The organism is Halobacterium sp. R2-5 (assembly GCF_011734195.1).
In the GTDB taxonomy this organism is placed as follows: domain Archaea; phylum Halobacteriota; class Halobacteria; order Halobacteriales; family Halobacteriaceae; genus Halobacterium.
This window is the reverse complement of sequence record NZ_JAANTH010000001.1, coordinates 1264105-1285151: the sequence shown is the minus strand read 5'-3', so window position 1 is coordinate 1285151 and position 21047 is coordinate 1264105. Positions and strand designations below refer to the sequence as shown.

The window sequence follows — 21047 nt, the reverse complement described above, 5'->3', positions numbered from 1 at the left end:
TTTACCTCCCTCCGCGCCGTGTTCTCGACTATGCCCGACACGTACGTCGACGCGGAGGTCGAAATCGAGGTCGACAGCGCGGAGCTCGAAGTCGAAGCCGGCGAGTACGACGAGTTCGAGGCCGAACTCGAAGCGCCCGGCCTCGAGATCGAAGTGGAAGCCGAAGTCGAAGTCGCCAGTGAGAGCGGTGCCGAGGACCACGAAGCACACGCCGAAGAGAGCGAGGGTGGCGACGAGACCGGAGACGGAGAGTCGCCCTCGGGGAAGCAGACGGGGACGGGAACCGCCGAGGAGGAGTCGGAACTAGAGGACTAGAGTTCGAGCCACGCCGTCGACAGCGACTCGTCGGGGAGGTGCCAGCGCTGCCGGGCGTCCTCGTCGCCGCCGACCTCGACGACGGCGTCGAACTGCGGTAGCAGCGCCTCGACCGCCATCCCGGCGACGTGCTGGTCGACGTGGACGTGCGCGATGCCGCTGCGCTCGCGGGCCGCGTCCCCCAGCGTCTTCGTGAACTCCAGGACGGACAGCAGGTCGTCGTCCTCGAGGAGCGTGCCGAGCGCGTCCACGCAGACGCGGAGCTGACCGTCCTCGTAGCCGCCGAGCGGTGCGAGGGCTTCGATTTCGCGCTCGGCGGCGTCCTCCAGCGCGTCCACGCCCGCGACGACCGTAGTCGCCGAGCCCGAGGACGCCGACTGGGCCGCGCCGGCGCTCCGGCCCGTAGACTGGTAGACGAGCGTGCGCTCGCTGCTGCCGTCCGCCGACGGGCCGGGGGTATCGGGGTCGGCCTGACTGCGGACGAACAGGCGCTTGCGCTCGTCGACGGCGTCGTCGCCGAGCAGCCGCCGGCAGCCGTCGTCGCCGGCGTCGCTGCCGCCGGCTTCGAGGACGAGCAGCAGACACCCCGTCGACTTGAGGTCGTCGAGGGCGGCCGCGAAGGTGGCGCGGTCGTCGACCCACCCGGCGGCCGTGGACCTGTCTGTCATCGATACGCGTATCCACGCCGACCGAAGTAATAAAGATTTGGAAGGTTTCGAGTTGGGAAAAACAACTCGGGGAATCGGCAATCAGGCCCTCGTTCACCGCGGCTAAACCACCAGCGGCGCTACGACGACGCAATGACAGACGACGTCTTCTCGCCGCTCGAGTTGCGAGACGTGACCGCCCGGAACCGATTCGTCGTGTCCCCGATGTGCCAGTACTCCGTCGAGGACCGCGACGGCCTCGCGACCGACTGGCACCGCGTCCACCTCGGATCGCGGGCCACCGGCGGCGCCGGCATCGTGATGACAGAGGCCACCGCCGTCGAGGCCCGCGGACGCATCACGCCCGAGGACCTCGGCATCTGGAGCGACGAGCACCGCGACGCGCTCGAACCCGTCGTCGACTTCGTGAAGTCCCAGGGCGCGACCCCCGGCATCCAGCTCGCGCACGCCGGCCGGAAGGCCTCGAAGTCCCGGCCGTGGGAGGGCAGCGAGCCGGTCTACCCCGACGAGGGCGGCTGGACGGTCGTCGGCCCCTCCGACGAGCCGTGGCCCTACGAGCAGGAGCCGCCCGCGACCGAAGCCCTCGACGACGACGGCATCGACGAGGTAATCGAGTCGTTCCGCGAGGCCGCCCGGCGCTCCCGCGAGGCCGGCTTCGAAATCGCGGAGGTCCACGCGGCCCACGGGTACCTCCTCCACGAGTTCCTCTCGCCGGTGACCAACGACCGCGACGACGAGTACGGCGGCAGTTTCGAGAACCGTACTCGCGTCGTCCGCGAGGTCACGGAAGCCGTCCGCGAGGCGATGGGCGAGGACAGGGCCGTCTTCGTGCGCATCTCCGCGACCGACTGGCTCGACGACCGCGACTCCTGGGACGTCAAGCAGTCCGCACGCCTCGCGGACGACCTCTACGAGGCCGGCGCCGACCTCGTCGACGTCTCCTCCGGCGGGATTCACCCCGACCAGGACATCGAGTGGACCGGTCCGAACTACCAGCTCCGGTTCGCCGAACACATCCGGAACGGCCGCGACACCGACATCAAGGTCGGCACTGTCGGCGGCATCACGTCCGCCGAACAGGCCGACGCCGTCATCCGCAACGACCGCGCCGACCTCGCCATCGTCGGCCGCGAGTTCCTCCGCGACCCCTACTTCCCGCTGCACGCCGCGAAGGAACTCGGCCGAGAGGACGCCGTCGACGTCCCCATCCAGTACCACCGCGCGTTCGAGTAACTCGCACGGTCCCGTCAGTTTCAAGCCGCCGTCCCGCGGTGCTGGTGGTATGCCCGAGTTCCGGTCCGTCCCCGAAAGCGACCGCGAGGCCTTCCACACGCTGGTCACGTACGCGTTCCGGCCCGACGCCGGCCCCGTCGAGGAGTTCGACCCCGACGACGTCCCCGCTCCCTGGCAGGTCGGCGACCGCTACGGCCTCTACGACGGCGACGACCTCCTGACCACGTGCAAGCACATCGACTTCCGCACGCGTCTCCGCGGGGACGTCCACGACCTCCACGGCCTCTCCGTGGTCGCGAGCCCGCCCGAGCGCCGCCGCCGCGGCCACGTCCGCGACCTGCTCGCCGGGAGCCTCGAACACTCCCGCAGCGAGGACGTCTACCTCTCGGCGCTGTGGCCGTTCAAGCGCTCGTTCTACGCGCAGTACGGCTGGGCGACCTGCACGCGCGCCGTGAAACACGAACTCGACCCCGCGGCGCTGTCGTTCGCGCCCGCCCACGGCCACGGCGAGTTCGTCGAACTGACTGCCGACGACTGGGAGCGCGCGGACGCCGTCCACGACGCCCACGGCGAGCGCTACGAGCTCACGATGGACCGCACCGAGGAGTGGTGGCGCAAGCGCGTGTTCGCGGGCTGGGACGACGACCCGTACGCGTACGGCTTCGAGCGCGACGGCGAGCTCGCCGCGTGGGTCACGTACACCTTCGAGGACGGCGACGAGACCGCGCTCCGCGTGCGCGACTGGGCGTGCGTCGACCACGACGCCCGGCTCGCGCTCCTGCGGTTCCTCGCCGACCACGACTCCCAGGTCGACGCCCTCCACCTCTGGACGCACCCGGACGAGGACCTGCTCGACCTGCTGCCCGACACCGACGACGTGGACGCCGAACTCCACCTCTGCCCGATGGTGCGACTCGTCGACGTCCCGGATGCGCTCGAAGCGCTCTCCTACCCCGCGGACGCCGCCATCGACCTCGTGCTCGACGTCGACGACCCGCTCGCGGACTGGAACGACGGCGCGTTCCGATTCGCCGTCGCGGACGGCGAGGCGACGGTCGAGGCCGTGGACTCCGGGAGTGCGGACGTCAGGCTCGGCGTCGGCACGCTCTCACAGCTCGCCGCCGGCTACCGGAGCGCTCGCGACCTCGCGGCGGTCGGCGACCTGACCGGCGACGAATCCGCAGTCGCGAACCTCGCGGACGCGCTCCCGGAACGGCCGACGTTCCTCCGCGAAGGGTTCTGAGCGCACTCGGGACGCGAACCCGCGCTTAATCGGGCCTAATTGGGCTGAAATCGAGAGAACCAGGCGTCAGCGACTGCACCCTCCTTATCCGTGGGGCTCTCGGGTACGAGTGCAATGATAGAACTCGCAAACGTGCTGTCGACGGCCGGTATCGACTTCGCGAACAACGTCGCGCAGGCCGGTCCGCCGACGGACCTGCCCGAACCCGTGCCGGACTTCGTGGGCGAAATCCTGGGCTCCGTGCGGTCGTTCGTCGACGGCGGCGTCGAGAAGCTCGGCGCGGTCGTCAGCGACGTGACGCCCGGCGGGAGCTAAACCGGCTCGAACCGGTAGCCGTCCCACTCGTGGCTCGCGGGCTCGCGGATGCCCGCCTCGGGGTCCCGGAGCTCCTCCTCGTAGACGGGTTCGACCTCGGAGCCGATTTCGACGCCGTCGGCGGTCGCGAGCTGGCCGAGCGCGCGCACGGACTCGCCCTCGACTTCGAACTCGACGATGGCGAGGTGGTTCGGCTCCCGGACGCCCGGCGGCGTCGCCTGCGAGGTCGTCCAGGTGACGACCGCTCCGGTGCGGTCGGTGAGGTCGACGGTCTCGGTCTGTTCCTCCCCGCACTCCGGACAGCGCGTGTGTCCGGGGTACGTGACGTGGCCGTTCGGGCAGCGGTGTGCGTCGAAGCTCATGGCTGTTCGAGGATGGTGGTGGTCACGCAGTTGCCGAACCCGCCGACGTTGCAGGCGAGGCCGACGCTCCCATCGACCTGCCGGTCGCCGGCGTCACCGAGCAACTGCACGTACAGTTCGTACGCCTGTGCGACGCCGCTCGCGCCGAGCGGGTGGCCCTTCGACTTGAGTCCCCCAGACGTGTTGACGGGGAGGTCGCCGTCGCGGTCGGTGACGCCGTCCTCGACGGCCTTCCAGCCCTCGCCCTTCTCGAAGAAGCCGAGGTCCTCGCTCTGGAGGAACTCCAGGATGGTGAACATGTCGTGGAGCTCCGCGAAGTCGACGTCCTCGGGGCCGCGGTCGGCCATCTCGTAGGCGATGTCGGAGGATTCGACGACGCCGTTCATCGTCGTCGGGTCCTCGCGCTCGTGGACGACGTGAGTGTCCGTCGCGCCGCCGATGCCGGAGACGACGACGTAGTCGTCGGTGTACTGCTCGGCGACGGACTCCGGGCAGAAGAGGAGGGCAGCGCTGCCGTCCGTGATCGGGCAGAAGTCGTACAGCCGCAGCGGGTCCGCGACGATCGGCGAGTCGAGAACCGTCTCCAGGTCGACCTCCTTGCGGAACTGCGCGTGGGGGTTGTCGACGCCGTTGCGGTGGTTCTTCACGGCGACCTTCCCGAGGCTCTCCCGGGGCGCGTCGTACTGGTCGAGGTACTTGCGCGCCGTGAGGCCGGCGAAACTCGGGAGCGTGACGCCGTGCTTGTACTCGACGGGGTGGGTGAGGCTGGCGATGACGTCGGTGGCTTCGCCCGTTGTCTTGTGGGTCATCTTCTCGCCGCCGACGAGCAGCGTCATCTCGCTCGCGCCCGAGGCGATAGACTGCCACGCGGCGTAGATGCCCGCGCCGCCCGAGGCGCTCGTCTGGTCGACGCGCTGGGTGTACGCGCCGAGCGCGCCGAGGTCGTGGGCGAGCGCGTTCGGGACGCCGGTCTGCCCCTCGAACTCGCCGCTGGCCATGTTCGAGACGTAGAGGTGGTCGAGGTCGCCGCCGTCGACGCCCGCGTCCCGCAGCGCGGCGTCGCCGGCCTCCGCCAGCAACTCCCGCACCCAGGCGTCGCGGTCGCCGAACTCCGTCATCGACGCACCGATAATCGCTACGCGGTCCATACCCCGTCCAACTCGGAGCGGGGTCTTTACGCTTTCAGGTTCGCCGCGCCGCCGCGAGCGCCAGCGTCACGTCGCTGCCGCCGCCGTCGTTCTCGGTGTACGAGACGGCGCCGTCGTAGGCGGTGACGATCCAGCGCACCAGCCAGAGGCCGAGACCGCTCCCGTGGTCCAGCGGCGTCACGTCGACCTCGCCCGTGAGCAGGCGGCGCTCGTCGTCCGGGAGCCCCGGGCCGTCGTCGCTCACCGTCAGCGCGACCGTCTCGCCCGTGCGCTCGGCGGTTATCCTGACTTCCGGCGTCTGCGCGTCCGCGTACCGAATCGCGTTGTCGACGAGCGCCGCGACGGCGCGGTCGAGGTGCCCTCCCGAGAGCACCTGCGGGACGTCCCCGACGTCGACGCGCACGTCCGCGTACTCGGCGAGCTGGAGGTCGCCGAGCGCGCCGTCTACGACGTCGCCGAGGTCTGTGGGTTCGAGGGCGGGGTCGGCGTCTAGCACGCGCTCGACGTCCCTGGCCTCCTCGCTCGTGCGGTAGAGCGCGAGCGCCCGCTCCCGGACCGCCGCGGCGTCGTCGGCGAGCGCGGGGTCGTCGACGCCGTCCGCGAGCCGCTCGGCGTGTTCGAGCAGCGCGTCCACCTCCTCGGAGAGGTTGTACCGGAGCACGCGGTTGAGCACGGCGAGCTCCCGCTCCTGGCGGATTTCGTCCGTGAGGTCCGTGTACAGCGCGAACCCGCCGTCGCCGCCGTCGTACGGGATGCCGCGGTAGAGCAGCGTCTTCAGGCCGTCTTCGGTGCGGCGGTCCACGATGGCGTAGTTCGGCTTCCCGGCGGCCGTGCGCTGGTCGAAGCGGCTGCTCTCGCTGCCGTACTCGCTCGGGACGATGAGGTCGTTCAGCGACTCGCCCAGGACTTCCTGGCGGTCCGCGCCGAACAGCTCGCAGAACGAGTCGTTGACCGTCGCGACGAACGGCTCCTCGTCTCGGAGCTCGAACTCCACGATCGCGTCCTGCACGTTCTCGAAGAGGTACCGGAACCGGGCGGCGTCCCCGCCGCGTTCGAGGGCGTCCGAGTCGTGTCCTTCCATCGGGCGTCCGTTCGAATCGACGGCGTTTCATACTTTCCACTTGTCAGGTAAAATTCCCTATTACAGTATGCACGTTTTCTGTACGAGATTGAAAGAGTCCTTCCGTCAGCCAAAATCGATTCTTCCTGTCCGTTCTCTATTCGGGAAGCGGGTTCGTTCAGACCGCGGCGGTATCGCGAGCAATAACTGGCGGGCAACTCTTAAGTGACCGATTTGAGCTGTTCCGGTAGCGATGTAGACACTCCAGCAGACCGACGAGCACACTGTCGAAGTCGACGACGAACACGGCATTCCGGTGTTCACGTACGAGGAGTACGTCTCCGGGGACGACCTCCGGGAGATCGCCCGCGAGTGGGCGGACACCGTCCTCGAACGCGGCGCCGAGCGGTACGTCGTGAACACCCAAGCAATCTCCGCGCACGACGAGGAGGACAAGCGGTGGCTCGCTGAGACGTGGGTCCCGAACCTCGTCGAGAACGGCGTCCGCGCAGCGGCCGGCGTCTACGCCGACTCCGCCATCGCGAAGATGGACAACGAACGCATCGAGGAACAGTTGAACGCCATCGACCCCGACTACGAGTACCGGATTTTCGCGAGCAACGACGAAGCGCTGTCGTGGCTCGCCGACCAGTAGCTACGCCTCGACGACCAGCACGCGCAGGTCGTTGACGTTCGTGCCCGTCGCGCCGGCGCGAATCGACGCGTTCCGACCGGCGAGGAAGCCACCGGAGTCGTTCTCGCGGAGCGCCGCACGGGCAGCGGCCGGGTCGGCGACCGTCTCGCTATCCACGACTGCGCCGGCGTACTCGCTGGCGACGTTCACGCCGTCCGTGTCGACGCACGCGAACGCCGCGCCGTCGGGGAGGCGACCGGCGGCGGCGAGCGCGGTCGAGCCGTCCGCGAGCACGTACGTATCGACGTCCTCGAACGCGCCGTCTCCCGGGCCGGCGTGCTCGCGAGCGCGTCGCGGTCCCGTACGTCCACCATACGGACGCGGAGAGCGCGAGCCGCCAAAACCGCTGGGGAAAGCCGAACCTTCAAGCGCATGCCGGCGAAGGTGTGCGGGTAACGACTGACATGGAACGGGACACCGACGGTCCGGTCGACGGGGAGCGGGTCGCCGCGCTCCGGCAGTCCGTGGACGCCGACGGCGTCGACGAGCTCGCCGAGCGCCTCGACAGCGACGACCCCGACGAGCGGGCGGGCGCGGCGTGGCGGCTCGTGGAGGCCGCGACCACGGAGCCGACGCGCGTCCGCGCGGTCCTCGACGACGTGCTCGACGCGACCGAGGACCCGGACCTCTGGGTGCGGCGGGGCGCGACGTGGGCGCTCGCGGAGCTCGCCGAGCGCCAGCCCGACGCGCTCTCCGTGCAGTTCTCGGAGCTCGTGGACCTGACGCGGGCGGAGGACTCGCTCGTCCAGCAGAACGGCGTCGTCGCGGTGGCGGGCGTCACGAAGTCCTTCCCGGCGCGCGCGACCTCCGGACTGTCCGCCATCGCGCCGCTCACGCAGTCCGGGGACGCGCTCGTCCAGCGGTACGCGAAGCAGGCCGTCCGAGAGGTGACCGCGGCCATCGCGGAGCGCGCGGAGGACGCCGGCTACCCGATGGTGGTGCGCGCCCACCCCGAGTACGCGGGGCTGTTCCCGGACGGCGTCAGCGTGGTCGAGGTGAACGGCGACGACGACCGCACGCGGCCCGTCTACGTCTCCTTCGGGGAGGACGCGCCCGTCAGGACCGACGACGTCGAGAACGACGAACCGGACGCCGGCCCGCCCGAGGAGGTTCCGAAGCCGCCGGGCGTGACGCTCGCGGAGGGCGACCTCGCGCCGGACCTGAAGCTCCGCGAGGGCCTGCTCACGACGGACTACCGCGCGGACGTCGACGAGGACGTCCTCGAACACGGGCTGGCGACGGTGCGGCGGCTACACGCCGAGGAGAGCGCGGTCGCGGCGGCGTTCGCGGACGCCGTCGAGCAGTGGGCGAGCGTGGACGACCACGACCACGTGGTGACCGTGCTCGGGTACGGCGCGCGCTGGCTGGCGACCCGCTACGACGACGGCGACACGCTCGACCGCCGCGGCGCGCCGCCGACGCTCGCGGAGGCCGTCTGGGACGTGGACCGCCTCACGCGCGCGGTGAGTTACACTCACTCCCGGGGTGTCGTGCACGGCGGCATCTATCCGGACGCGGTGCGGTTCGTGGAGACCGGCCCGCGGACGTGGGCCGCGCCCGTGCTCGGCGACTGGGGGTTCGCGCACGCCGCGAGCGCGCGCCAGACGCCCCCGATTCCCGAGGGGTTCGCGGCGCCCGAGCACCGCGACCCCGAGACGTACGGCCGGTTCGACCAGGCGACGGACGTCTACGGATTGGGCGCGCTCGCGTACTTCCTGCTCACGGGCGAGCCACCCGGCGACGGCGACTCCCGGGTTCCGGCGTCCGAGCAGAACCCCGCGCTCCCGGAAGCCGCGGACGCGCTGTTCCGGCGCGCGATGGCCCCGGAGAAGCGCGTGCGGTTCGCGACGGTGCTGGACTTCCAGCGCGCGTTCGACGACTTCGCGGCGGACCTCGACGGGGTGAGCGGATGACCTCGGCGGACGCGCTGTCGGCGGTGGCGTTCGCGGGCTACGGCACCGTCGTCGTCACCGCGCTGGCGTTCACGTACTACGCGGTCCGGAACTTCGCGTTCGACCGCCTGGAGGGGTACGACGACTTCTGGGGGTACCTGACGTACCTCGGGGTGGCGTTCGCGGCGTTCGGCGCGCTCGGCCTCGCACTGGTCGCGGGCGGCGGCACCGTGGTGCGGGCGTTCGCGGACGTCTCACTGCTGGTGGCCATCGCGTTCCTGACGTTCGCGCTGCGGGAGGTGTACTACAACAGCGCGCTCGCGCCCTCCCAGGAGGAACGCGCGCTCTCGCTGGCCCGCGTGCGCCGCATCGAGTTCGGGTTCGTGGCGGTCGTCGCCGTGGAGTGGCTGGTCGTGTTGCTCATCGACCAGCCGGCGGTCGCGGCGACGGTGAAGGGACTGGGCGCGCTCGCGTTCGCGGCGTACGGCGTGGCGTTCAGCGAGCGCCTGGAGTCGCTGGCTCACGGCACGGCGCTGGACACGCTGCGCCGCCACCTCCTGCTCGTGCTGGTGTGCGCGACCGGGGTGGCCGTCGCGGAGGCGCTGGCGCTGGTGGCGCCGGCCGCCGTCGCGGACGGCATCTTCCACGTGTTCCTCGTGCTGCTGGGCGGCCTGCTCGTCCCGCCGACCGTGCGCCTCCAGCAGTCGGTCGCGGGCCTCTCGTAGTTTAGGAGTGCCTAAACATCGACACACCTTTTAGGGCGCCCTAAATAGAGTGGGGCAACCCATGACCCGAGACGTCTGCGTGATCGTCCCGACGATCCGGGAGTACGAGTGCATGCGCTCGTACTTCCAGAACGCCCGCGAGCACGGCTTCGACCTCGACCGGCTGTTCGTCGTCCTCGTCACCGAGGACTTCTGTGACACCGACGGGATGCGCGAGATGCTCGACGAGGAGGGCGTCGCCGGCGCCGTCTTCGACGGCGACGACCGCGAGGCGTGGTTCGCCGAGCAGGGCGTCGAGGAGTACGACCACCTGATTCCCGCCGCCAGTCACGCGCAGACGTCGTTCGGGCTGCTGTACCTGTGGGCGAACGACTTCGAGTACGGCGTGTTCATCGACGACGACACGCTCCCCCACGACGAGTGGGACTTCTTCGGCACGCACCTCGACAACCTCGCCCACGAGGGCGAAGTCGAGGAAGTGTCCTCGGACGAGCGCTGGGTGAACGTCCTCTACCAGTCCGACTCGGACCTCTACCCGCGCGGGTACCCGTACTCCGCGATGGACGAGGAAATCGAGACCGGGACGACAGAGACCGACCACGTGGTCGCCTCGCAGGGGCTCTGGACGAACGTCCCGGACCTCGACGCGGTGCGCATCCTGATGGACGGCGACCTGCAGGGGCAGGCCCAGACGCGCACGGGCTTCGAGGACTTCGACCGGGACTTCGTCGCCGCGGAGGGCGACTACCTCACGGTGTGCTCGATGAACCTCGCGTTCCGGCGCGAGGTCGTGCCCGCGTTCTACCAGTTCCCGATGGACGACAACGCGTGGGAGGTCGGCCGCTTCGACGACATCTGGAGCGGCGTGCTCCTGAAGCGCGCGGCGGACGTGGTGGGCGGCCAGATCTACAACGGCGCGCCGCTGTGCGAGCACAACAAGGCGCCGCGGTCGACGTTCGACGACCTCGCGAACGAGGTCGCGGGCCTCGAACTGAACGAGCACTTCTGGGAGGAAGTGGCCGCCGTCGACCCCGAGGCGGCGTCGTACGCGGCGGTCGCGCGCGCGGTCGGCGAGCGCCTCGTCGACGGCGACTACGAGGAGTACAACAACGGCGCGTTCCTCGCGGAGTGCGGCGAGTATCTGCTCGACTGGGTGGACTGCTGCGGAGAGCTGGCGGCCCATCGGGCGGCCGCACCCGCGGACGACTGACGCGACCGAACCGGTAGGTACAAGTGATTTAGGCCAACCTAATCCAACATATGACTCAGCGACACAGCCAGACGCGCCGGCGGTTCCTCGCGGCCGCTGGCGTCGCTTCGACGACCGCTCTCGCCGGCTGTACGGGCATCCTCGGCGACGGGGGTAGCGGCAGCGGCGACGACGACGAGCCGACGCTCGCGGACTTCCGCGGCTCCGGCGAGCTCGTCTCCGGGCGGCCCGCGCCCGGCGGCACCTCCATCGAAGAACTCCCCGACCTCGAAGGCGAGCTCTCTATCTACCTCGGCGGCGGCGAGGGCGGCCGCTACACCACCCTCGTCGACCTCCTCGCCCGGTACTACCCGGACTTCGAGCCGACCACGGACACCCAGCCGTCCTCCCAGCTCGCGAACTCCATCGTCCAGGAGTACGAGAGCGGCACCACGCAGGCCGACGTCTTCTGGTCGGTCGACGCCGGCTCGCTGGCGTACGTCACGGAGAACGGCGCGACCGTCGACCTCTCCGACGACACCGTCTCCGCGGTCGCCGACGACCGCTTCGCGACCGACCAGTGGGTCGGCCTCGCCGGTCGCTCGCGCGCGATTCCGTACAACACGAACGAGTTCGGCGAGTCCGACCTCCCCACCAGCGTCGACGCGTTCGCGAGCGAGTCTCGGTTCGCGGACAATATGGGCTGGGCGCCCACGTACGGCGCGTTCCACGGGTTCGTCACCGCGATGCGCCAGCTCCGCGGCGACGACGGCACCCGCGAGTGGCTGAACTCGATGCTCGACCAGAACCCCGCGCGCTACGACAGCGAGTACCGCGTCGCGCAGAGCGTCACGAACGGCGAGATCGGCGCCGGCTTCGGTAACCACTACTACGCGATGCTGATGGTCGCCGACAGCCCCGACGCGCCCATCGACCTCGCGTTCACGGAGAACGACGCCGCCGCGCTCGTCAACACCGCGGGCGCGAGCGTCCTCGACGGGGCCGAGAATCCGGACCTCGCGGAGTCGTTCGTCCGCCACCTGCTCTCCGCGGAGGCCCAGGAGTTCCTCGCCACGCGCGGGTTCGCGTTCCCGATGATCGAGGGCGTCGAGCCGGTCGGCCCGCTCCCGACCATCGAAGAGCTCTCCCCGCCGGACCTGGACCTCCAGGCGCTGTCGGACGTCCAGCCCACGCTGGAACTCCTCCGCGACGTCGGCATCCTCTCGTAGATGGCCGCGAGCGAGCGACTCGCCCGCCTCCGCGACGCAGTCGTCGGCGACGAGGAGCCGGGGTTCTCGCTCGCCGTACTCGCGGCCGCAGTCGCGGCGCTCGTCTCCCTGCCGCTCGTCGCGCTGCTCGTCCGCGCCTCCAACTACGGGCTCGGCCACCTCGTGGGGCTGGTCACGCAGACAAGCAGCGTCGACGTGCTCGTCAACAGCCTCGTGCTCGTGTTCTGGGTGACGCTCGGCTGCGTGCTCGTCGGCGTGCCGCTGGCCGTGCTCACCGTCCAGACGGACCTCCCGGGGCGGCGCTTCTGGACGGTCGTCGCGGCGCTCCCGCTGGTCGTCCCGAGCTACATCGGCGCGTTCACGTTCGTCTCCGCGTTCGGCCCGCAGGGCGACCTCGCGGACGCGCTCGCCGTCGTCGGCGTCGAACGCATCCCCGCCATCTACGGACTCCACGGCACCGCGCTCGTCCTCGTTCTGTTCACCTACCCGTACGTCTTCCTCACGACGCGGGCCGCGCTGCTGTCGTTCGACGGCACGCTGGTGGAGGCCGCGCGCACGCTCAACCACTCGCGGTGGGCGGCGTTCAAGCGCGTCACCGTCCCCCAGATTCTGCCCGGCGTCACCGCTGGCGCGCTGCTCGCCGCGCTGTACGCGCTCTCGGACTTCGGGACGCCCTCCATCATGCGCTACCAGGTGTTCACCCAGCAGATCTACGTCGCCCAGCGCAGTCTCGGCGTCCCAGAGGGCTACCCCGCCTTGCTCTCCCTGCAGCTGCTCGCCGTCGTCGCAGTCGTGCTCGCCCTGGAGTCCCGCATCGGCGGCAACACCAGCGCGTCGTACGTCTCCCGGGGCTCCCGCCAGCCCGGCCGCATCACCCTCGGCGCGTGGAAGGTGCCCGCGCTCGCGTTCTGCGCGGCCGTCGCCGTGCTCTCGCTGGGCGTGCCCCTGGGCGTGCTCGCGTGGTGGTTCGCGGACGCCGGCGAGGCCGTCTTCGAGTTCGACCCCGGCGTGGCGTGGAACTCCCTGAAGGTCGCCGTCGCCGCCGCGGTCGCCGCCACACTGATGGCGCTGCCCGTCGCGGGGTACGCCGCGCGCTCGACGTCCCTGTTCTCGACGCTCACCGACCGCCTCACGTACGTCGGGTACGCCGTGCCGGGCGTCGTCATCGGGATCGCGCTGCTGTACCTCTCCACGGAGTTCGCCCAGTCGCTGTACAAGACCGTGCCGCTGCTCGTGTTCGCGTACGTCGTGCGCTTCCTCCCGCAAGCGGTCGGCACCGTGCGGTCGTCGGTCCTCCAGGTCGACCCGAAGCTCACGGAGGCCGCGCGCACGCTCGGCCGGTCGCCGTTCGGCGCGTTCCGGAAGGTGACGCTGCCGCTCATCGCGCCCGGCGTCGCCGCGGGCGCCGCGCTCGTGTTCCTCACGTCGATGAAGGAGCTGCCGGCGACGCTGCTGCTGAGTCCGATAGGCTTTGAAACCCTGGTGTCCTACATCTGGCTCGTCAGAGGAGCCGGCTCGTACGGCGCGGCCGCGATCCCCGCGCTCGTGCTCGTGGGCGTGTCAGCGCTCTCGATGGTCGTCATCCTCGCACAGGAACGATACAATGGCTGACAGCGAACTCACTTCGGACGCCGCGGCCGGGCCCGACGCCGACCCCGACAGCCCGGCCGACGCCGTCCTCGAACTCGACGGCGTGACCAAGCGCTACGGCGCCGAGACTGCGGTGACCGACCTCTCGCTGTCCGTCCGCGACGGCGAACTCCTCACGCTCCTGGGACCGTCGGGCTGCGGGAAGACCACGACGCTGCGGATGCTCGCCGGGCTCGAACGCCCCAGCGAGGGCGTCATCACGCTGGCCGGCGACGAGGTCGCCGGGCCGTCGACGTTCGTGGAAGCGGAGGACCGCGGCGTCGGCATCGTCTTCCAGGACTTCGCGCTGTTTCCCCACCTCTCCGTCCGGGAGAACGTCGCGTTCGGACTCACCGACCGCGACGAGGACGCGACCGACGCTCGCGTCGACGAACTCCTCGAACTCGTGGACATGCCGGGGATGGGCGACCGCGCGCCCGACCAGCTCTCGGGCGGCCAGCAGCAGCGCGTCGCGCTCGCGCGCAGCCTCGCGCCCGAGCCCGATATCCTGCTGCTCGACGAGCCGTTCTCGAATCTGGACGTCCGCCTGCGCGTGGAGATGCGCGAGGAGGTCCGGCGCATCCTCAAGGAGGCCGGCGTCACCGCCGTCTCCGTCACCCACGACCAGGAGGAGGCGCTGTCCATCTCGGACCGCGTCGCGGTGCTGAACGACGGCCGCCTCGAACAGGTCGGCGACCCCGAGGCGGTGTTCGAGCACCCCGAGTCGCGGTTCGTCGCCTCCTTCCTCGGGCAGGCCGGGTTCCTCTCCGCGCGCGTCGGCAGCGACACCGTGGACACGTCCATCGGGAGCTACGACCGCACGCTCCTGAAGGGGCTCTCGGACGGCTACGCTGGCGCGATGGTGGACGTGCTCGTGCGCCCGGACGACCTCCGCGCGGTCCCCGCCAACGAGGCCGGCGCCAACGGCACCATCGTCCGCCGCCAGTACACCGGCCCGTCGTTCATCTACCACGTCGAACTGGACAACGGCGACGTCGTGCGCTGCCTGCACAACCACGCCGAGGACATGGCCGTCGGCGAACCGGTCACCGTCGACCTCGTCTCCGACCACTCGCTGGCGTGGTACCCCAAACAGGGATGACCGGCGGCCGCGCGCCCCGACTGGTCGCTGCCGCTCGCGACAGGCGGCTTCTCGCGCCCGCGCTGCTCGCGGTCGCCGCGGCGGCGCTCGCGTACGCGCTCTCGGTGACGGTGTTCCCGTACCACTCCACGAACCACGACGAGGCCGTCTACCTCCAGCAGGCCGCAATGCTCCTCGACGGCCGACTGTTCCTGCACCCGCCCGTCGAAGGCTCGTTCCGCCCGTGGTTCTTCGTCGACTCCGAGCGCGGCCTCTATCCGAAGTACGCGCCCGTCACGGCCGCGATCTACGCGCTCGGCGAGGTCGCGGGCGCCTACCGGTACGCGCTTCCGGCGGTCGCCGCCGCCAACGTCGCGCTGCTGTACGGCGTCGTCCGCGAGGCCTTCGACCACCGAACGGGCGTGCTCGCGGGGGTCGCGCTGCTGTGCTCGCCGCTGTTCCTCGTGCAGTCCGCGGTCTTCCTCCCGTACGCGCCCACGACGATGCTGAACCTCGCGTTCGCGCTCGCGTACTTCCGCGCGGAGCGCACCGGGAGCGCCCGCTGGGCGGCCGTCGCCGGTGTCGCCGTCGGTCTCGCGTTCTTCTCGCGGCCGTACACCGCGGTCCTGTTCGCGACGCCGTTCATCCTCCACGCCGTCTGGACGCTCCGGGAGCCGCTCGAGGAGCGCCGCCTCGGTTCGGTCTTCCGGCGACGCACCGCGACCGCCGCGCTCGGACTCTGCGGCGTCGGCGTCACGCTCGCGTACAACGCCGTCGTCACGGGCGACCCGCTGCTGTTCCCCTACGAGGCGTTCGCGCCGCTGGACGGCCTCGGGTTCGGCCGGCGGCGGATACTGAACCACGAAATCCGGTACACGCCGGAGCTCGCGCTGCGCGCGAACGCGGCCGTCGTCGAACAGTTCGTGTCCGAGTGGGCGCCGTTCGGCGCGCTCGGCGTCCCCGTGGCGGCGGTCGGCGCGCTCGCGACCCAGCGCCGCGGCTGGACGTGGCAGCAGGCCGTGCTCGCGGGCGTCGCCGTCGCCGTCGTCGCGGGGAACGTCTACTTCTGGGGGAACTTCAACGTCCTCGGGGACGTCGAAGACCCGAACGGCCTGATTACGACGCTCGGCCCGTACTACCACTTCGACCTACTCGTGCCCGCGAGCGCGTTCGCCGCCGCGGGCCTCCTCGCCGCCTTCGACTGGCTCCGGGACGCCGCAGCCAGCCGGCTCACGGCGAGTCGGGCGGTCCCGGTCGTGCTCGCCGTCGCGCTCGTCGCGAGCGCCGTCCTCGGCGGCGCCGCAGCCTCGGCGACCAGCGAGCAGGTGCGGGACAACGCAGCGCTCACCGAGCACTACGAGGCCGCCTACGAGCCGTTCGAGCCCGCGCCCCCCGCGAACGCCGTGGTCTTCCTCCCGGACCCGTACGGCGACTGGCTGAACCACCCGTTCCAGCCGCTGCGCAACGACCCGGGATTCGACGGCCGCACCGTCTACGCGCTCGACGAGCGGCCGCTCGACGTCGCCGCCGAGTACCCGGACCGCGACCACTACCGGTACGTCTACCGCGGGTCGTGGTCGCCGTACGGCGGCGACCCCGTCGACCCCCACCTCCAGCGCGTGCGCGTCGCGTCCGGCGAGTCCGTAGCGGTGAACGCGCAACTGGGCCTCCCGTCGTGGACGCAGACGGTGACGCTCACGCTCTCGGCGGACGGCGAGGAGGCATACGTCACGCTCGCGCCGGGGAACGCGACCCGCGCGGACGTCGACCTCGCAGTCTCCGACGGCCGCGCGCGACTCTCCGCCGGCGGGGAGAACGCGTCGGTCCCCGTCGAAGACGGGGCGAGCGTCGCGCTCGACGCGCACGTCGACGGCGGCTACGGCGCGGGGTTCGCCTACCGCGTCCGGTTCCCCGTCGAGCGAGCGGACGGCGAGTACCGGACGCTGACGCCGTACCGAGAGCTCTGCACGGACCTGCGGACGTGCGGCGGCGGCGCCGCGTACGTGCCCGGCGTGGGGCCGGAGGGCGCCGCCCTGAACGCGTCGGTGAGAACGGAGAGCTAGTACTTCGCCTGCCGCGCGGTGAGTCGGTGCTGGTCGAGGAGGCCCGTCAGTACGATGAGACCGCCAGCGACGACCGTGACGCCGGCGAACAGCAGGCCGAACCAGTAGGCGACGGCGACGAGCGCGAGCGCTTCCGGGGAAGCCACCAGCGAGCGCGCGACGAGCGCGGACCCGATCCACGCGGCGTAGAAGACGGCGATCTTCCACGCCACCGGCAGCCACGTACCGACGTGGCGGTCGACGACCGCGTACGCCCGCTCCGCGCCGCCCCGCTCGCTCCCCGCCGCCCCGATAGTTTCAGAAATCCGAGCCATGATACGGCTACGCAGCCAGCTGTCTTATACTCTCGCCCCAGCGCGTCGAACGTTCACTGCTGAAATCGGTACAGTCAGGGGAGCACGCGACGGAGTCGCTCCTCCGCGCAGACCGTCAGAATCGAGCCCAGTATTTCGGCGCCGCCCTCCAGGGGGTCGAGTTTCGTCTCGCCGAGGCGGTCGTCGTACTCGATGGGGACCTCGACGACGTCGTAGTCCCGGCAGACCGGGCGAATCAGGAGCTCCGCGGAGAGGCCGGTGTTGCGCGTCCAGTCGATGGCCTCGATGACGTCCCGGCGGTACGCTCGCATCCCGGTGGTGGTGTCGTGGAGGCGCTCGCCGACGAGCAGGGACGCGACGGCGGCGAACGCGGCGTTCCCGAAGCGGTTGACGGCGGGCATCTCGTCGGCGCCCCAGTAGAGGCGGTCGCCGCTGACGACGTCGTACCCCTCGTTGACGTACTCGAGGAAGTCCGGGATGCGCTCCATCGGGTACGTGTCGTCGCAGTCGGTCGTGACGACGACGTCCGTGTCGGCCTCGTACAGCGCCGAGCGGACGGCGACCCCGTAGCCGAGCGGCTCCTGCCTGACCACGCGAGCCCCGTGCTCGCGCGCGATTTCCGGCGTGCGGTCGTCGGAGCTGTCGACGCAGACGACGTCCGCGCGGCCGTCCGTGACGTCGTCGATGTCGTCGAGGACTGTGCCGATCGCGGTCTCCTCGTTGTACGTGCCCATGACGACGGTGACGTCGTCGAGCGTGTACGGCGCGTCCGTGTCGGTCATCGCTGTCGGCTACGCCGCCGCCCTATTTTAGGCTTACCAAAAACGCGGACCACCAACAAGTGATAAATAGGTACACTCCGAACGTCCGCCAGACCCGCTGGTGCGCGGAAACAATGACAGGTGAAGCCACGGACGAGGAGGGGGACGGCGAAGCGACGGTGCTCGTCGTCGACGACGAGGAAGGGCTGGCCGACCTCTACGCCATCTGGCTCCGCGACAGGTACGCCGTCGAGACCGCTTACGACGGGGACGCCGCTCTCGACGCCCTCGACGAGACCGTCGACGTCGTGTTGCTCGACCGCCAGATGCCCGGCGTCTCCGGCGACGACGTCCTCGAAGCGATCCGCGACCGCGAACTCGACTGCCGCGTCGCGATGGTGACCGCGGTCGAGCCCGAACTCGACATCGTCGACCTCGGGTTCGACGACTACCTCCGCAAGCCCGTCGACCGCGAGACCCTCCGCGAAACCGTCGACCGGCTGCTGCGGCGCTCGGCGTACGACGAGGCCGTCCAGGCGTACTTCGCCGCCGCGCGCAAGCACGCGCTGCTCTCGGAGTCCAACGACCCGTCGGTCACGGACGCCGAGGAATTCGAAGCGCTCGAAGCCCGGCTCGCGGCCCTCCGCGGCCGCCTCGACGACGTCGTCGAGGACTTCGACGAGGACGACTACGAGGTGCTGTTCCGCCAGTTCTCCGCCGAGGATCCCGATGACGGGTGAGCGCGACCACCGCAGCGAACTCCTCTCGTACGCCACCGAGGTGGCGCGCGCGGACGACGTCGACGACGTCTACGACGCGATGGCCGGCGCCGCCGAGGTCGCCTTCGACTTCTCGTCGGCGGTCGTCGAGACCGAGACGGACGGCGTGCTCTCCGTGCGCTCGTGGAGCGGCCGCCCGCCGAGCGTCGACGGCATCCCCATCGACGAGGGAATTGCCGGCGACACCTACCACACGGGCGAACCCAAGCTCGTCGAGGACGTCGAGGCCGACCCGCGCGTCGAGGACCCCCCGCCGGGAGCGCCGCGGTCGGTCGTCAGCGTCCCCATCGGCGACATCGGCGTCTTCCAGGCGGGGATAGACGAGCCCGGCGGCTTCGACGACGACGACGTCGAACTCGCGGAGCTGCTCGCGTCCCACGCGTTCCAGGCGGTCCAACGGATCCGCTCGGAGCGCGAGGTCCGCGAGAGCGAAGCCCGCTTCCGGGAGCTGTTCGAGCAGAACGACGACGCGCTCGTCCTCTACGACGTCACCGTCGACGGCGACAGCGAAGTGCGGCTCGTCAACGACGCCGCCGAAGACGTCGTCGGCGCCGCCGAAGACGCGCTGCGCGGCGAGTCCCTGAGCGACTGCTTCGAGGCGGACGCCGAGCAGTTCTCGCCGTCGACCGGCGCGAAGACCTTCGAGACCCGGTTCCCGGACGACGACCGCGTCTTCGAGATCACCGTCAAGGAGTTCCTCCGCAACGACGGCCCGGACGCGTTCGCGGTTGTCAGCGACGTCACCGAGCAACGCCACCGCGAGCACACGCTCACCGGGCTCCACGACGCCACGCGGCGCATGCTCGTCGAGGACGACCCGGACGACATCGCCGCAGTCATCGCGGAAGCCGCCAGCGACCGCCTCGGGCTCCCGTACGTCGGCGTGTTCTACGCCGCCGACGACGCCGACGAGCTCCGTCCGGCGTCGATCTCCGACCCCGTCTCCGGCGACGACCCGCCGGTCTTCGAACCCGGGTCGAGTCTCGCCTGGGAGGCCTACGAGTCCGGCGAGACGCGGATGTACACGGACGTCCCCGGCGAGCCGAACGTCCACAACACCGAGACGGCCATCCGCGAGGAGATAATCCACCCGCTCGGCGACCACGGCGTCCTGCTCGTCGCGGCGACCGAGCCCGGGCGCCTCGACCAGACCGACCACGACCTCGTTCGCGTGCTCGCGACGAACGCCGAGGCCGCCCTCGACCGCGCCGAGCGCGTCCGCCAGCTGCGCCGCCGCGAGGCGGACCTGCGCCGCGAGCACAGCCGCCTCGCGGCGCTGTTCGAGAACGTCCCGAGCCCCACGGCGAGCTTCTCCCTGCAGGACGAGGAACCGATCGTGCGGGCCGTCAACCCCGCCTTCGAGGAGGTGTTCGGGTACAGCGAGGACGAACTCGTCGGCGAGAACATCGACGACTACATCACGTCGCCCGGCCAGCAGGACGAGGCCGACGAGTACAACCAGAAGCTCGTCGACGGCCAGAACATCAACGTCGAGGTGCGCCGCGAGACCGCGGACGGCCCGCGGGACTTCCTGCTGGACGTCGTCCCCTTCCGCCTCGACGAGCCGAACATCCACGGCTACGCGATGTACACGGACATCACCGACCGGAAGGAACACGAGCGCGAGCTCGAACGCCAGAACGACCGCCTGGAGGAGTTCGCGAGCATCGTCAGCCACGACCTCCGCAACCCGCTGAACGTCGCGCGCGGCTACCTCGAACTCGCCGAACAGACCGGCGACGACGAGTACTTCGAGCGCATGGACGAGTCCCTGGACCGCATGCACGAGATCATCGAGAGCGTGCTCGCGCTCGCGCGCCACGGCCGCAGCATCGAAGACGTCCGCGAGTTCGCGCTGTCGGAGGCCGCCGAGGACGCGTGGCGGAACGTCGACACTGCGGGCGCGGACCTCGACGTCGCCGGCGACGTCACGCTCGACGCCGACCCCGCGCGCTTCGGTTCGCTGCTGGAGAACCTCTTCCGGAACGCCGTGGAGCACGGCTCCACGGACCTTGCCGAGCCTTCGAGGCGGGATGCTGTCGAACACGGTTCGACAGCCGGCCGGAACGCGCAGCGTTCCGGGGACGCAGTCGAGCACGGAGGCCGCGACGTGACCGTCACGGTCGGCCGCCTCGACGACGGCACGGGGTTCTACGTCGAGGACGACGGCCGCGGCATCCCCGAGGACCGCCGCGAGCACGTCTTCGAGTACGGCGAGACGCGGAACGATGACGGCACCGGGTTCGGGCTCGCGATCGTCAAGAGCATCGCGGAAGCGCACGGCTGGACGGCTGGCGTCACGGAGAGCGCGGACGGCGGCGCGCGCTTCGAGTTCCGGACGTAGTCG

Annotated in this window: 21 protein-coding genes; 14 read left to right on the top strand and 7 right to left on the bottom strand. The window is 70.6% G+C overall.

Annotation, left to right across the window (positions count from 1 at the left end):
- Positions 1-30: 30 nt before the first annotated feature.
- The gene (locus G9C83_RS16030) at positions 31-315 is read left to right on the top strand and encodes a hypothetical protein (protein WP_243837912.1); all 285 of its coding nucleotides are present in this window, start codon (positions 31-33) and stop codon (positions 313-315) included.
- On the opposite strand, the gene G9C83_RS06915 is transcribed toward G9C83_RS16030, so the two are convergent.
- Positions 312-983, bottom strand: coding sequence for a hypothetical protein (locus G9C83_RS06915; protein WP_167245363.1), 672 nt, complete (start codon positions 981-983; stop codon positions 312-314). The genes G9C83_RS16030 and G9C83_RS06915 overlap by 4 nt on opposite strands.
- 132 nt (positions 984-1115) lie before the next feature.
- On the opposite strand from G9C83_RS06915, the gene G9C83_RS06910 reads away from it, so the two are divergent.
- The 3 genes from G9C83_RS06910 (at position 1116) to G9C83_RS06900 (ending at position 3774) form a co-directional block, all read left to right on the top strand.
- Positions 1116-2216: an NADH:flavin oxidoreductase/NADH oxidase gene (locus tag G9C83_RS06910; RefSeq protein WP_167245362.1), complete on the top strand. Its 1101-nt coding sequence runs from the start codon at positions 1116-1118 to the stop codon at positions 2214-2216.
- 49 nt (positions 2217-2265) lie between these two features.
- Positions 2266-3459 carry a GNAT family N-acetyltransferase gene (locus G9C83_RS06905; RefSeq protein ID WP_167245361.1) on the top strand — a complete coding sequence of 398 codons (1194 nt, stop codon included), beginning with the start codon at positions 2266-2268 and terminating at the stop codon, positions 3457-3459.
- A gap of 114 nt (positions 3460-3573) precedes the next feature.
- Positions 3574-3774, top strand: a complete 201-nt coding sequence (locus G9C83_RS06900) for a hypothetical protein (RefSeq protein WP_167245360.1) — start codon at positions 3574-3576, stop codon at positions 3772-3774.
- On the opposite strand, the gene G9C83_RS06895 is transcribed toward G9C83_RS06900, so the two are convergent.
- Genes G9C83_RS06895 through G9C83_RS06885 form a run of 3 tightly spaced genes read right to left on the bottom strand, consistent with a single transcriptional unit; the run spans position 3771 to position 6365 of the window.
- Positions 3771-4136: an OB-fold domain-containing protein gene (locus G9C83_RS06895; protein ID WP_167245359.1), complete on the bottom strand. Its 366-nt coding sequence runs from the start codon at positions 4134-4136 to the stop codon at positions 3771-3773. The two genes, G9C83_RS06900 and G9C83_RS06895, sit on opposite strands and share 4 nt — an antisense overlap.
- Positions 4133-5284 (bottom strand): thiolase family protein, encoded by a 1152-nt coding sequence (locus G9C83_RS06890; protein ID WP_167245358.1) that lies wholly within the window; start codon positions 5282-5284, stop codon positions 4133-4135. Before G9C83_RS06890 ends, G9C83_RS06895 begins: the two co-directional genes overlap by 4 nt.
- 34 nt (positions 5285-5318) lie before the next feature.
- On the bottom strand, positions 5319-6365 hold the full coding sequence (locus tag G9C83_RS06885) for an ATP-binding protein (protein ID WP_167245357.1): 1047 nt from the start codon (positions 6363-6365) through the stop codon (positions 5319-5321).
- 295 nt (positions 6366-6660) lie between these two features.
- On the opposite strand from G9C83_RS06885, the gene G9C83_RS06880 reads away from it, so the two are divergent.
- The gene (locus tag G9C83_RS06880) at positions 6661-6999 is read left to right on the top strand and encodes a hypothetical protein (RefSeq protein ID WP_208288432.1); all 339 of its coding nucleotides are present in this window, start codon (positions 6661-6663) and stop codon (positions 6997-6999) included.
- On the opposite strand, the gene G9C83_RS06875 is transcribed toward G9C83_RS06880, so the two are convergent.
- Positions 7000-7272 carry an MOFRL family protein gene (locus G9C83_RS06875; protein ID WP_167245356.1) on the bottom strand — a complete coding sequence of 91 codons (273 nt, stop codon included), beginning with the start codon at positions 7270-7272 and terminating at the stop codon, positions 7000-7002.
- Positions 7273-7442: 170 nt separating this feature from the next.
- On the opposite strand from G9C83_RS06875, the gene G9C83_RS06870 reads away from it, so the two are divergent.
- From G9C83_RS06870 to G9C83_RS06840, 7 genes are all read left to right on the top strand, one after another.
- Entirely contained in the window at positions 7443-8951 is a 1509-nt protein-coding gene (locus tag G9C83_RS06870; RefSeq protein ID WP_167245355.1) for a protein kinase, read from the top strand.
- A complete protein-coding gene (locus tag G9C83_RS06865) occupies positions 8948-9655 on the top strand; it encodes a hypothetical protein (RefSeq protein ID WP_167245354.1) in 708 nt (235 codons plus the stop codon). The genes G9C83_RS06870 and G9C83_RS06865 overlap by 4 nt, the downstream gene beginning before the upstream one ends.
- Before the next feature lie 61 nt (positions 9656-9716).
- Positions 9717-10865 carry an alpha-1 4-glucan-protein synthase gene (locus G9C83_RS06860; RefSeq protein ID WP_167245353.1) on the top strand — a complete coding sequence of 383 codons (1149 nt, stop codon included), beginning with the start codon at positions 9717-9719 and terminating at the stop codon, positions 10863-10865.
- A gap of 50 nt (positions 10866-10915) precedes the next feature.
- Positions 10916-12073 carry an extracellular solute-binding protein gene (locus tag G9C83_RS06855; protein ID WP_167245352.1) on the top strand — a complete coding sequence of 386 codons (1158 nt, stop codon included), beginning with the start codon at positions 10916-10918 and terminating at the stop codon, positions 12071-12073.
- Positions 12074-13684 (top strand): iron ABC transporter permease, encoded by a 1611-nt coding sequence (locus tag G9C83_RS06850; protein WP_167245351.1) that lies wholly within the window; start codon positions 12074-12076, stop codon positions 13682-13684.
- A complete protein-coding gene (locus tag G9C83_RS06845; protein ID WP_167245350.1) occupies positions 13677-14804 on the top strand; it encodes an ABC transporter ATP-binding protein in 1128 nt (375 codons plus the stop codon). The genes G9C83_RS06850 and G9C83_RS06845 overlap by 8 nt, the downstream gene beginning before the upstream one ends.
- The gene (locus tag G9C83_RS06840) at positions 14783-16846 is read left to right on the top strand and encodes a glycosyltransferase family 39 protein (RefSeq protein ID WP_347877781.1); all 2064 of its coding nucleotides are present in this window, start codon (positions 14783-14785) and stop codon (positions 16844-16846) included. Before G9C83_RS06845 ends, G9C83_RS06840 begins: the two co-directional genes overlap by 22 nt.
- Here G9C83_RS06840 and G9C83_RS06835 read toward each other — a convergent pair.
- Together G9C83_RS06835 and G9C83_RS06830 are read right to left on the bottom strand one after the other, a co-directional pair.
- Positions 16843-17160: a hypothetical protein gene (locus G9C83_RS06835; protein ID WP_167245349.1), complete on the bottom strand. Its 318-nt coding sequence runs from the start codon at positions 17158-17160 to the stop codon at positions 16843-16845. The two genes, G9C83_RS06840 and G9C83_RS06835, sit on opposite strands and share 4 nt — an antisense overlap.
- Before the next feature lie 74 nt (positions 17161-17234).
- Positions 17235-17942, bottom strand: coding sequence for a dolichyl-phosphate hexose transferase (locus G9C83_RS06830; RefSeq protein WP_167245348.1), 708 nt, complete (start codon positions 17940-17942; stop codon positions 17235-17237).
- Between the two features lie 113 nt (positions 17943-18055).
- Here G9C83_RS06830 and G9C83_RS06825 point away from each other — a divergent pair, with 113 nt between their 5' ends.
- Both G9C83_RS06825 and G9C83_RS06820 read left to right on the top strand, forming a co-directional pair.
- A complete protein-coding gene (locus G9C83_RS06825; protein ID WP_167245347.1) occupies positions 18056-18661 on the top strand; it encodes a response regulator in 606 nt (201 codons plus the stop codon).
- A complete protein-coding gene (locus G9C83_RS06820; protein WP_167245346.1) occupies positions 18651-21044 on the top strand; it encodes a GAF domain-containing protein in 2394 nt (797 codons plus the stop codon). The genes G9C83_RS06825 and G9C83_RS06820 overlap by 11 nt, the downstream gene beginning before the upstream one ends.
- Positions 21045-21047 lie beyond the last annotated feature (3 nt).